At 70.6% G+C, this 11637-nt stretch carries 15 protein-coding genes; 6 read left to right on the top strand and 9 right to left on the bottom strand.

Going from position 1 to position 11637, the window contains the following annotated elements:
* Nucleotides 1-12 precede the first annotated feature (12 nt).
* From F1C76_14830 to F1C76_14840, 3 genes are all read right to left on the bottom strand, one after another.
* Nucleotides 13-1116: a site-specific integrase gene (locus F1C76_14830; protein ID QNG37689.1), complete on the bottom strand. Its 1104-nt coding sequence runs from the start codon at nt 1114-1116 to the stop codon at nt 13-15.
* Between the two features lie 99 nt (nt 1117-1215).
* Nucleotides 1216-1413, bottom strand: a complete 198-nt coding sequence (locus F1C76_14835; protein ID QNG37690.1) for a helix-turn-helix domain-containing protein — start codon at nt 1411-1413, stop codon at nt 1216-1218.
* Between the two features lie 361 nt (nt 1414-1774).
* Complete coding sequence (locus tag F1C76_14840; GenBank protein QNG39266.1) at nt 1775-1963, bottom strand: hypothetical protein; 189 nt, start codon at nt 1961-1963, stop codon at nt 1775-1777.
* A gap of 741 nt (nt 1964-2704) precedes the next feature.
* Here F1C76_14840 and F1C76_14845 point away from each other — a divergent pair.
* The 4 genes from F1C76_14845 to F1C76_14860 all read left to right on the top strand — a co-directional run bounded on the left by F1C76_14845 (nt 2705) and on the right by F1C76_14860 (nt 4219).
* Entirely contained in the window at nt 2705-3004 is a 300-nt protein-coding gene (locus F1C76_14845) for a hypothetical protein (GenBank protein QNG37691.1), read from the top strand.
* Between the two features lie 132 nt (nt 3005-3136).
* Nucleotides 3137-3649, top strand: coding sequence for a hypothetical protein (locus tag F1C76_14850; GenBank protein ID QNG37692.1), 513 nt, complete (start codon nt 3137-3139; stop codon nt 3647-3649).
* A 13-nt stretch (nt 3650-3662) separates the two neighbouring features.
* Entirely contained in the window at nt 3663-3911 is a 249-nt protein-coding gene (locus F1C76_14855; protein QNG37693.1) for a helix-turn-helix domain-containing protein, read from the top strand.
* Entirely contained in the window at nt 3908-4219 is a 312-nt protein-coding gene (locus tag F1C76_14860; GenBank protein QNG37694.1) for a hypothetical protein, read from the top strand. The genes F1C76_14855 and F1C76_14860 overlap by 4 nt, the downstream gene beginning before the upstream one ends.
* A 589-nt stretch (nt 4220-4808) precedes the next feature.
* Here F1C76_14860 and F1C76_14865 read toward each other — a convergent pair.
* From F1C76_14865 to F1C76_14890, 6 genes are all read right to left on the bottom strand, one after another.
* Nucleotides 4809-5471: a DUF4396 domain-containing protein gene (locus F1C76_14865; protein QNG37695.1), complete on the bottom strand. Its 663-nt coding sequence runs from the start codon at nt 5469-5471 to the stop codon at nt 4809-4811.
* Nucleotides 5472-5708: 237 nt separating this feature from the next.
* Entirely contained in the window at nt 5709-6278 is a 570-nt protein-coding gene (locus F1C76_14870) for a DUF305 domain-containing protein (protein ID QNG37696.1), read from the bottom strand.
* Nucleotides 6279-6450: 172 nt separating this feature from the next.
* Complete coding sequence (locus F1C76_14875; GenBank protein QNG37697.1) at nt 6451-6909, bottom strand: hypothetical protein; 459 nt, start codon at nt 6907-6909, stop codon at nt 6451-6453.
* Nucleotides 6910-7084: 175 nt separating this feature from the next.
* Entirely contained in the window at nt 7085-7570 is a 486-nt protein-coding gene (lspA, locus tag F1C76_14880) for a signal peptidase II (GenBank protein ID QNG39267.1), read from the bottom strand.
* A 41-nt stretch (nt 7571-7611) separates the two neighbouring features.
* Nucleotides 7612-9711: a cadmium-translocating P-type ATPase gene (gene cadA, locus F1C76_14885; protein QNG37698.1), complete on the bottom strand. Its 2100-nt coding sequence runs from the start codon at nt 9709-9711 to the stop codon at nt 7612-7614.
* The gene (locus tag F1C76_14890) at nt 9704-10102 is read right to left on the bottom strand and encodes a winged helix-turn-helix transcriptional regulator (GenBank protein QNG37699.1); all 399 of its coding nucleotides are present in this window, start codon (nt 10100-10102) and stop codon (nt 9704-9706) included. The genes cadA and F1C76_14890 overlap by 8 nt, the downstream gene beginning before the upstream one ends.
* A gap of 177 nt (nt 10103-10279) precedes the next feature.
* On the opposite strand from F1C76_14890, the gene F1C76_14895 reads away from it, so the two are divergent.
* Nucleotides 10280-10930: a thioredoxin domain-containing protein gene (locus F1C76_14895; GenBank protein QNG37700.1), complete on the top strand. Its 651-nt coding sequence runs from the start codon at nt 10280-10282 to the stop codon at nt 10928-10930.
* A gap of 2 nt (nt 10931-10932) precedes the next feature.
* The gene (locus F1C76_14900; protein ID QNG37701.1) at nt 10933-11628 is read left to right on the top strand and encodes a vitamin K epoxide reductase family protein; all 696 of its coding nucleotides are present in this window, start codon (nt 10933-10935) and stop codon (nt 11626-11628) included.
* Nucleotides 11629-11637 lie beyond the last annotated feature (9 nt).

Below are 11637 nucleotides of genomic sequence, written 5' to 3' on the forward strand. Positions count from 1 at the left end.
GACTCGCAAGGGTCATCTAGTCCGCAGATAGTCCGCAGAAAAGTCGAGAGAGGCTGCCATCAGACCCTCCGTGGCAGCCCGGGTGCGGTCTTCTGCGTCTGGCCACAGGTGGCCGTAGGTGTTCAGAGTGGTGGTCGCTGAGGCGTGCCCCAGGGCCCGCTGGACCGTGACGACGTCGCACCCTGAGGCGATCAGCCCGGACGCGAAGAAGTGCCGGAGGTCGTGCAACCGGACGCCGGTCAGACCGGCCGCCGTGCACGCCCTGCGCCACTGGTGACCGACGGTGTTCTGGTGCGGCGGCGAGCCGGTCGGGGTGGCAAAGAGCCATCTGTCGCGGCCGCCGTCGGGAACGTGTGCCTCGATGTGCGCAGCGAGCAGGGTCAGCAGTCGCTCCGGGACGACCACTGTGCGTTCGGACCCGTGCTTCGGCGCCCGGATCTCGGCGGCGCCGTCCGGGCCTCGCTGCACTTGGCGAGACACCAGGACCCGCCGCCGAAGGAAGTCGACGTCACCCACCTGCAGGGCGGCGGCCTCCCCCAGCCGAAGGCCTCCGAAGGCGCAGATCGCGATGAACGCGGCAAATCGCTCGTGGGCCACTGCCAGGAGTCGGCCGACCTCCGGCGGCGTCGGGATGGTCATCGCGTGCTCGTGACGTCGCCGGCGAGGGAGTGTCACCCCGTCGCTGGGGTCGGTCGCGATGACCCGGTCGCGGACGGCTCCCCGCAGCACGGACCGGACGTTCTGGACGCGCGTGTGGACGGTCCCCGGTGCCAAGCCGCGAGCGGACATCTGCTTGACCCACGACTCGAGGTGCGAGCGCCGGAGCAGGCGGAGCTCGACGTCAGCGAACGTCGCTGTCCGGACCGCGAGGTCCATCGCCAACTCGGTGCCAGGGGCCCAGACCTGCCGGGCGGACCACACGGCGTAGAACGCCGAGAGGGTGACACGACCGGCTCCGGGGTCGACGTACATGCCGGTGACGACGGTGGCGGTGACCTCGTCCAGCCAGCGCTGGGCATCGGTCTTCCGGCCGAAGTGCCGGGCGTGCTCCTTGTCAGCGTCGTCCCGGTAGCGGGCTCGCCACCGACCGTCCTCCCGGCGGGCGATGCTGGCCACGACGCTCCCTCTGTCGCTCAGGTGCCGGTAGTCGGACCGGCCAGATCAGCGTGCCCGGCCGGTCCGACAGTCGCTAGGCCCGACGTGGGATCGGTGGAGTCAGGAAGTGCTGGGGGTGACCTGAGCAGCCACCTTCTCCTGCCACCAGCGGTCGCAGACGGTCTCGTCGTAGAGCACCCGACGGCCGACCCGGACGCCGCTCGGGCCGATGCCGACGTGCCTCCAGTAGCGGACGGTGGCCGGGCTCGTGCGGAAGCGGGTCGCCACCTCTTCGGTGGTCAGCAGTCGAGCGGACACGGGCAGCTCCTCGATCTGAGACGACGCCGCTCGCCAGATGAGGAGCGGGACTCGCAGCAGGCGTCGACCGGCATCAGTCGCTGTCAACCAGCCGCGGTCAGTCGCCTCCGCGGGGACGTCACCCCGATGTCACCCCACGTCCATCGAGGCCGGCCAGAGCTGAGAGCCACCATGCCGCTCCCGCCCAGCGAGGCCCACTGACCGTCCCGCGCCCGCAGGTTCCGTCCGCGCAGCTGCGGTCGAGCGCCTCATCCCTGCTCCGCCAGGCGGCCAGTGGCGCTGCGCGGGGCCCGACCTGTTCTACGGCTGCGGGGCCTCGTTCTCCCGTCCAGCGAAGACCGGAGCCCCGGGTCACGAGCTTTCATCGGCCTCGCCTCCCAGCGGGCCATCGGCGCTCGAGAGCTGCGTAGAGATCACGCACAACGGTGGACAACTCGGCCAAATGCCGGTCGTAGATCAGACCCCGGTCCAGCTGACGGGTGAGCTCGCTGAGCAAAGCCGGCCAGTCCCGGCGACCTGACGAGGGTGGGGGCTCAGACCGTGCGGGCACCTCGACCACCCGCTCGATGATCGTGACGGCACTCAAGCCGGCGGCAGCTGCTCGCCGTTGCTCCCAGGCCCGTTGACGGCAGGCTGCCGAACACCACTTCGCTACGGGTCCCCGTGACTTGGGTGTGATGGGTCCGGTGCACCACCCACAAGCCGTTGCCGCTTCGCGGCGGCGGTCGGCTGGGACGGGCCCATCGGCAAAGCGTGCGCCTGTGGCGGGTTCGACGAGGGTTTTTGGCAACTCGGTGCGGCGCTTCCTCTCCCGCTCGCGGCGATTCTCCTGCTGACGACGGGAGTAGGGACTGGGCATGCCCAGAGGGGGTGCCGGAAAGCCCGACAACCTGTCACGACGAGTGGTTGTCACCCGTGGTGCATGAGGTGTGTCGTCGCTGGTCTTGGTCTTGGTCTTGGTCTTGGTCTTGGTCTTGGTCTTGGTCTTGGTCTTGGTCTTGGTCTTGGTCTTGGTCTTGGTCTTGGTCTTGGTCTTGGTCTTGGGTCTTGGGTCTTGGGTCTTGGGTCTTGGTCGTGGTCTTGATCGTGGTCTTGGTCTGGAGTCCTAGTTCTCGTCGTCTCGGGTGGACTCAAGCTCACCTCGAGGGTCGGACAGGCCACTAGCACCAGTCCCTTCCCGCCACCCCGGCCGCTCCACGTTGTCACCCCGATTGCGCGGCGGTGCGACTGCTGCTGCGGTGGAAAGGGTCGGTCCGGCCGCTGTCGGACCCCGGCCCTACGGTCCCCGCCGATGGACAACCGCACCGTGGACCCACCCCGCCCGGTGTGGGTCACCAAACCGCGGTTCTCCAGCGTCGACGACGTCCAACCTGGGCTGCTCTACGCCTGGGAACGCGACCGGTACGCACCCATCTGGCGGGCCCGGGTGTGGTGTCTGCGGGAGACCGCACCGGGCTTCCCCGGATCAGACTTCCGCGGCACAGTCGTCGCCAGCCGCGTCGCCCCTCGCGACCCCATCACCCACTGGTCGGTGGCCATCGACGGCGCACCCCAGGCCGCAGTCGCCGTTCCGGCCGGCAGCTTCGCCTGACCGGTCTGGGCACCCAGAGGGGTGGCGTCCATCCACAGACCCGCCCTGATCGGCCCGCGATGTCAGCAGGGACGGGCAGACTCATCAGCGACCAGGCCGCCAGTTCCACCCGGAGTGAATCGAGGACCCGCTGTGCTGTTCGACCCCAAGGCCAGCGACTTCGAGGCCACCGACCTGGAGAACGCGCTGCTGCGCACCGCGGTCGGGGACTACGCCGCCGAAGCTGCCGTGCTGCTGCTGGCCAACGCCGGGCACTGGCTACCCCAGCTCGCCGCCGCCGGCCTCATCGCCGTCGACTACGACGACGACCCCACCGGTCCACCCACCGGACAGGCTCCCGGTGTGGGGTGGGCGTCGGTCACCTGGGTCGACATCGACGCAGCCCTCCGCGACGGGCGCATCCACGGATCCAGCGGACAGCTGCGGATCCTGCGAGCAGCGGCGTCCATCGCCGACGGCCAGGCCCTCGACCTTGGTGACGTCGCCTCCGGCCTAGACCGCCGGCACCTGCAGCTGCTGCTGGCCGCGATCGCCCACACCGGCGGCAGCCATGAACACCGCACGCAGGACGTCTACCCCGACACCGGTGCGGTGTTCCTCAGCGATCCGTTGCCTGCGCTGCAGTCCTGGCCACCCCGCGACTGAGCCGGCCGCACCGATGCCGCGCACCCCGAAGCCGACCTGGGCGCCCCTGCCGGAGTTCGCCGGCACCTCCACCACCGGCCCCGCCAGAGACCGGGCGCTGCAGGACCGCCTGGAGGCCTACGTCGTGAAGGCCTACCGGCAGGGCATGTCCATCCGCGAGATCGCCCAACTCGTCGACCGCGCCCCCACCACCGTCCACGGCGTGCTCAAGGCCCACCAGGTGCCCCGCAGTATCCAGGGTCGACCACCGGCCCAGCCATGACCGCGCCACCCGCAGCGCCACAACCGGGCAACCGCGCCGGTAGGGGAGTGCTGCGGGAGCTGGAGAACGCAGCCGCGGTCAAGCGGGCCGCCCGCCAGCGCATTGCAGACGCGGTCGCGCACCCGAGCGGCGACACGGCTGAGCTCGCAGAGCACCGGGCCGCCCACGACATCGCCACCGCGCGCTGGGTCAGCCTGCTGCGCGCGGCCGAGCACGACGGGCACCCGGTGGCCGTCATCGCCCGCGCTGCCGGCGTCACCGCGGCATCGGTGCACTACCGACTGGCGGCTACCCCGCCGGCGGTCTAGCTGGTGGCGATGTCACCGGGGGACAGGCCCAGGCGCAACCGCACGAAAGCAGAGGATGCCGCGACACCCAGCGGTCAATGCTGGGTCCGCCGATACCTCGACCCACCGCCGTTGGGTCGACCCGGGGTCTTGCGGCTACGACGACTTCCAGATCGGCACCTGGCGCACCTTCCAGCTCTAGGCCCAATTGTGCGTCTAACGGCTCAAGCAGCGGTGAGATCCCGGCGCTGGAAGCACATCTGCACCCCCCCCGCGGCGGCGGCCAGTCGAGCGGCAGGTCGACTATGACCGGCGTCCCGCAGAGCGCGACCAGGTGCTGCCCCTCGCAACTGGCGATCCCCACAGCATGGGCCGGCCCGACCATGACGTTTCGCCGGTATGTATCCCCACCAGCAGCACCGGCGTTTTGGGGCCTCGAAGGCGCGGGTTCGGAGCCACCGACGCACGCGAGGACTGTGCGCCACGCTTGTTCAGAGGTCACCTACATCGCTTCAGGCAAGAACCATCAGGAGGCATCTGAACCCCTTGGCGGGGCGTGACCTGGGTGACCACGCCCCGCCGCGGGCCTTAATTCCCGGTGGTTCGTGGCTCAGGCGGCTGTGGGGAGGCGTGCCGGAGTGCGCCGGAGTGCGGCGACGGCGGGTGCGCCGGTGAGCAGGCCGGCGAGGACGCCGATCTGCATAAGGAACCAGAACTGCACGTCGGCGGCCGGGCGCATGAGGTCGTTGAAGTGCAGGAGGAGCATCCAGCCGCCCATTCCGATGTCGAAGGCGACCACGGTGAGGGCGGCGCGAGCGACCGCGGTCAGCGTGGTGGCGCCATCGGTGGTGCGCTCGTGGACGGCGAGCAGCGCGATGGCCACGACCGCGATGACGGCGATCATGACCCACAGGTCGGTGCCGGCGATGGTGAGCCCAGAGGCAATCACCAGGGGGACACCGACGAGGTGGGCCAGGGCTGAGGCGGTGCCACCGGGCAGGCTGTCCACGACGACGGGCCGGGCGTCTGTGGGTCGGGCGCCGGGCTGGGGCTGTCGGCCGTAGCGGCGGTAGAGCACGAGGGCAGCCGGCCCCAGGAATAGAGCTGCACCGACCCAGGTGATCTCGGCAGTAGCGGTGCGATGGCGGTGCCCGCGGGCCCACACGTCGAGGGCGATTACTGCCGCGCTCAGCAGCGCCAGCAGGCCGTAGGTCCAGGCCAATGGGGTCAGCCAGTCCGGCAGTGCCGCGCCCATCGTGGTGTTCATGTCCATGTCAGTTGTGGTCCTTCAAGTGGGGTCAGTTGTGGGGAGTGCGGGTGAGGCATCGGACGCCGGCGAGGACGGCGGTGCCTCGGGGTGCAGGCCGGGGACGGCATGCAGGTCGTGTCGCGGTGGCGCACGTCGAGGGCTTGGAGGTCATCGAGGGCCGCGGTTCTCGGCGTCCACGGCCATCGGGTGACCGCGGGCGGGGGCTGCGCCGGGCTGGCCGCAGCCCCCGCTGTCGGGGGGTTACTGCGTGGACAGGCCCTGCAGCAGCTGTTCCATCTCGGTGATCTCGGCACCCTGGGAGGACTTGATGTCCTGGGCGAGCGCGATCGCCGCGGGGTCCTCGCCGTCGGCGATCTCGGACTGGGCCATGCCTACAGCGCCGGTGTGGTGCTCGAGCATCAGCTGCAGCCACATGCGGTCGAAGTCCACGCCGCTGGCTGTCTCCAGGGAGGACATGTCGTCCTCGGTCATCATCCCGCTCGTGCCGGAGTGAGCCATTCCCGAGGTGACGTCTGAGCTGTTGGCGCCCCAGCTGTCCAGCCAGCCGTTGAGAACGTCGATCTCGGGCCCCTGAGCAGCCTGGATGCGGCCGGCCAGGTCCAGCACGTCGGGGTTGGTGGAGCGGTCGGCGACCAGGTCGGCCATCTCGACCGCCTGCTCGTGGTGGGGGATCATCGACTGGGCGAAGGTGACGTCGGCGGTGTTGAACGTGGCCTCTGCCGGCACGGACGTCGAGGACCCCGCCGACGAGGGGTCTGCGCCGCCAGAGCAGGCCGACAGGGCCACCGAGGCGGCGATGAGGGCACCCACGAACCCGGCGGCGCGGGAGCGGTGGGGGGAACGGGTCGAAGCATGGTGGCTGAGCACAGGGGTCTCCGGAAAGGTGTGCCGCACCCGATATGAGCCGGGCACGAAGAGGGCATGGAAGGTCGAGCACGCGACTCCGGGCCACACGTGGGCCGCGGGTGTCAGGTGGTTCGGCCTAGACCCTCAGCACGCAGAGACGACTGAGCTCGGGAGGTGCTGGGTGAGGGAGCGCCTGGTCGAGGGCGCTGCGCAGCAGCACGGTGGGACGGGGCACAACGGTGAGGAGGCGCCGTCGCGACAGCCATGAGGCCAGCACTGCCAGTGCCGTGCCGATCCCGCCGGCCAAGACGGCCATGCACACCATCAGGGCGTGGGCCATGGCCCCATGACCGTCACCGGTCTGGCCGTCGTCGATCCAGGTGGGTGCAGCTACCAGCGATTGCGGTAGCGCGGAATCACGGGCGTTGGTCCCCGCATCAAGTTCGGGCCCCGCTTCCCCCGTCTGGTCGGGTGAGGCGGGCGTCGCGTGCGAGGGCATGTCGGTCATGGCCGCGTCGCTGTCGGTGCAGCTGAGGCCGTGCATGCTGAACACTGCGCCGAGCACGAGCAGGGCCCAGAGCAAACGTGCCCGCATGACACCCCCCACCGCTAGCCGATACCCCACCAGGGTAGGCACGTGGTGCATCGGACCGCTTCCGGCGCTGGTGCAGGTGGCCTGCAGGCGCGAGTGCGCGGGCATCGGCGACCGCACGGCGGCGCAGCCGCAGACCGCAGATGGGGCAGGCAGAACTCCCCAGTGGCGATCGTCGTCATCTCTGGTCTGTAGCCATCGGCCGCGCCTTGGTGGCTGCGGTGTCCTCGATGTCGGGGTTGAGGACGGTACTTGCGGCGAAAACGACCGCCCCGCAGGTGATGAAGACATCGGCGAGGTTGAAGGTGGGGAACCAGCCGGTGTGCAGGTAGTCGGTGACGCGTCCGTCGCCCGCGCGGTCCACCAGATTGCCCACAGCGCCTCCGACCACGGCGGCCAGCCCAGCAACGAGCCACCCGGAGGTCCGCGCACGACCTGCCATGACCCAGGCGAATCCGGCGACGAAGACAGTGACCGCCGCAGTGACGGCCAGGACCAGCCAGCCGGGCAGGTCGGACCCCACACTGAACGCGGCGCCTGTGTTGTAGCCCAGTCGTAGGTCCAGAATCCCGACATCCAGGGTCCGCCCGTCGCCCAGGCGTTGTTCGATATGGGCTTTGACCCCCAGATCCACCCCCACCAAGACTGCAGCGACCACAGCCATCACCAACCGAGCTCCCGACAGCCAGGTCAACTGTCGGATGTTCATTGGTGTGACCTGCCGGCTCGGATCCCGTTGGCGATCACGAACACCTCGGCGACCTCGTGGATCACGATCACTGCGGCCAGGGACAGCACCCCCAGGGCGGCCAGCGGGATGAGCACGATGAGGATCGCAGCGGACAACGCCAGGCTCTGCAGCATGATCGTCCGGGCCCGGCGGGCGTGGGCCAGGGTGCGGGGCAGCTGGTGCAAGCTCTCGCCCATCAGGGCGACGTCGGCGGTCTCGATGGCGACGTCGGCGCCCATCGCGCCCATGGCGATGCCGACGTCGGCGGTGGCCAGGGCGGGGGCGTCGTTGATGCCGTCCCCGACCATCGCCACCCCACCTCGGGTCCTCGAGCGCAGCTGGTCGACCAGGGTCGCCTTGTCCTCGGGGCGCAGCTCGGCGTGCACGTCGGTGATGCCGGCGGCCCGGGCGAGGTGGGCGGCCGTGCGGGCGTTGTCGCCGGTGAGCATCGCCGTCGCCACGCCCATCGCGGTCAGGCGAGCCACGACCTCGGCGGCCTCGGGCCGGAGCTCGTCGCGGATGGCGAGGGCGCCCAGCAGCTGGCCGGCGGACTCGACGAGGACGACGGTGGCGCCGGCGTCCTGGTGGTCCCGCACCTGCCCGGTGAGGGCGCCGGGGTCGAGGAAGCCGGGCTTGCCCAGCCGCACCGGGGTGCCGTCCAGGACCCCGGTGAGGCCCTGACCGGCCAGCGCCTGCACGTCTGTGGCGACCGGGGCCGGGGCGCGGTCGTGCCCGGCGGCCCACCGGGCGAGGACCGCGGCGGCCAGGGGGTGCTCGCTGCGGGCCTCGAGAGCTGCGGCGACGGTCAGCACCTGCTCGGCGTCGTGGCCGTCGGTGGTGAGGACGGCGACGACGGCGGGGGAGTTGCGGGTCAGGGTGCCGGTCTTGTCCAGCGCCAGGGTGCGGACGGCGCCGAGCGACTCCAGGGCGGCGCCGCCCTTGACCAGCACGCCCTGGCGGGTGGCGGCACCGATCGCGGCCACCACGGTGACCGGGACGGCGATCGCGAACGCGCACGGGGAGGCTGCGACCAGCACCACCAGCGCACGCTCGATCCACACGCCCGGGTCGCCGAGGAGGGAACCCAGGACGGTGATCGCGGCGGCGACGACGAACACCGCGGGCACCAGCGGTGCGGCGATCCGAGCGGCCAGGCGCTGGGCTGCGCCCTTGCGGTCCTGGGCCTCCTCGACGATGTGCACGACGCGGGCCAGGGAGTTGTCGGCGACGGTGGCGGTGACGGTGACCTGCAGGACCCCGCCGCCGTTGACCGAGGCGGCGAACACCTCGGTGCCGGGCTGCACCTCCACGGGCAGGGACTCCCCCGTAATCGCAGAGGTGTCCAGGGTCGAGCGGCCGTCGGTCACGGTGCCGTCGGTGGCCAACCGCTCCCCGGGCCGGACCACCAGCACGTCGCCGACGCGCAGGTCGGCCGGGTCGACCTCGGACTCCACGAGCCCGGCGGGGCCGGGGCGGAGCACGGTGGCTCGGGCGGGCACCAGGTCAAGCAGGGACCGCAGGCCGCGGCGGGTGCGGTCGACGGCGTAGTCCTCCAGCGCCTCGGCGAGGGAGAACAGGAAGGCCAGCATCGCGGCCTCGCGCACCTCGCCCAGGGCGATGGCGCCGACCATGGCCACGGTCATCAGCGTGCCCACGCCCAGCCGGCGGCGGGCCAGCGCACGCAGGGTGCCGGGCACGAAGGTGGCGCCGCCGGCAACCACGGCACCGAAAGCGAGCAAGGTCCCGAGCACGACCGGTCCACCGGTCCAGGCCGTGGCCTGCGAGGCCACCAAGAACAGCCCGGCGGCGCCGGCCAGCTGGACCGACCGGGCCCGCCACAGCGGCAGGGCCGGCTCGTCGACCGGGGTGCTGGGTGCCGAGCAGGTGGGGTCACCGCAGCCATCGCCGACCGCGGCCACCTGGGCGACGGTGCTGGGCGCGCAGCAGGCGCAGCCCTCACCGCACCCCGTCACCGGTTTCGTGGGATGAGCCGAGGTGAGGGGGATGGTGGCAAGTGCTCGCGCCGGCGTCCGGGGCGTCGGCTCGTCATCGGGGCCGCAACACAGGTCAGACACCGGGCGCCGCCGAGACGACCGGGCGGCCGGCGTCCGGGACAGCCGCGGGCGGCACGATCCCGGCCATGGCCAGCAGGGCCCGGCCGACGTCGGTGAGCCGGTACATGACCAGCTTGCCGTCCTTACGGGATGCAGCCATCCCCGCCGTCCGCAGCACCCGCGCGTGGTGGGACACCAGGTTCTGACTTGTCCCGACGATCCAAGCCAGATCGCACACGCACAACTCACCGCCGGCTTGCAGCGCTGCAGCGATACGCAGGCGCTGTGGGTCGGCCAGGGCCCTGAACTGCTGAGCCGGCCCTGCGGCCTGTTCGACGTTGGGGAGCCCTCCGCGTACGGCCTCAGCATGAGGCAGATCCAGGCACAACAGGTCGCAGCGGTCCTCAGTCACAGGTCACTCCACATCGCAGCACTTCGACACCCCTAGCGGGCTACGGCTAAGTGACACTACAACATACTGACGCCTGTAGGTATGTTCACCCGGTTTGATGCACAGGTTTCCTATCCTGGATAGTAGGAAGCATCCGTCCTGCGGCCCGTCTCGTGGCCGCCATCTCGAGGAGTCACCCTGCGGTCCAACACCATGATCTCGGTCCTGCTCGTAGCGGTCTTCGCTGCCGTGGTCGCTGTGGCGGTGATGGTGTTCGGCGGTGGGGGCTCAGACGCCACCGCGGACGGTCAGGGCGGCGAGGACCTGGTGGTGCGGGAGAACAGCCACCGCCTGGACACAGCCCCGGGGGAGGTGACCCTGGTGGAGTTCCTGGACTTTGAGTGCGAGTCCTGCCTGGCCGCCTACCCGGTGGTGGAGCAGCTGCGCGAGGACTACGCCGGACAGGTCACCTTCATCGCTCGTTACTTCCCGGTCGAGGGTCACTTCAACGGGCAGAACGCTGCGGTTGCCGTGGAGGCAGCTGCCCAGCAGGGGCAATTCGAGGCGATGTACCAGCAGATGTACGCCACCCAGACCCAGTGGGGTGAGCAGCAGACCTCCATGGCCGAGTTGTTCCGGGAGTTCGCGACCGACCTGGGGCTGGACATGGACGCCTACGACAGCGCCGTCGCCGACCCGGCGACCCTGGAGCGGGTGCTCGCCGACCGCGACGACGGGCTGGCCCTGGGCGTGCAAGGCACTCCCACGTTCTTCCTCAACGGGGAGCAGCTGACAGTCGGTTCGGCCGAGGAGCTCATCGCCGCCGTCGACGCAGCCGTCAACGAGTAGGCATGTCCACCTCGGTATCGGCTCCGGCCGCCGACCCAAGAGCCCGGAACAGCACGCCTGAGTCAGCCGGCCGCACGCCGACTTCGCACCCGGTCGGGCCGGGGCATCCCAGCCGGGAGCGGCGGCTGGGGGCGGGACTGATCCTGGGTGGCGCGCTGGGATTGCTGGCGGCATTCGTGCTCGCGGTGGAGAAGTACCGACTGCTCACCGACAGCGCCTACGTCCCGACCTGCAGCATCAACCCCGTCTTGAGCTGCGGGTCGGTGATGACCAGCCCGCAGGCCGAGGCATTCGGGTTCCCCAACCCCCTGCTGGGTCTCATCGGATTCAGCGTCGTGCTGGTCGTCGGCGCGGCTCTGGCCGGGGGGGCGGTGCTCCCGGTGTGGTTCTGGGCTGGGCTGCAGGTCGGGGTGAGTGCTGCGGTCGTCTTCGTGCATTGGCTGATCGCGGCCAGCCTGTACCGCATCGGGGCGCTGTGTCCCTACTGCATGGTCGTGTGGGTCGTCGTCATCGCCCTGTTCGTCGCCGTCACCGCCCGCAACCTCACGGCTGTCACGAGGCGCCAGCCCGGGCCGGCGGCGACGGCGGCCGGCGTCCTGCATCGGCGGCAAGGGGTGATCGTCACGGCGTGGCTCCTGGTGATCGCCACCTTGATCACCGTCCGGTTCTGGACCTTCTGGAGCGTCTCCCTTGGCTGAGAGCCGGGC

It is taken from the genome of Geodermatophilaceae bacterium NBWT11, assembly GCA_014218215.1.
In the GTDB taxonomy this organism is placed as follows: Bacteria; Actinomycetota; Actinomycetes; order Mycobacteriales; family Geodermatophilaceae; genus Klenkia.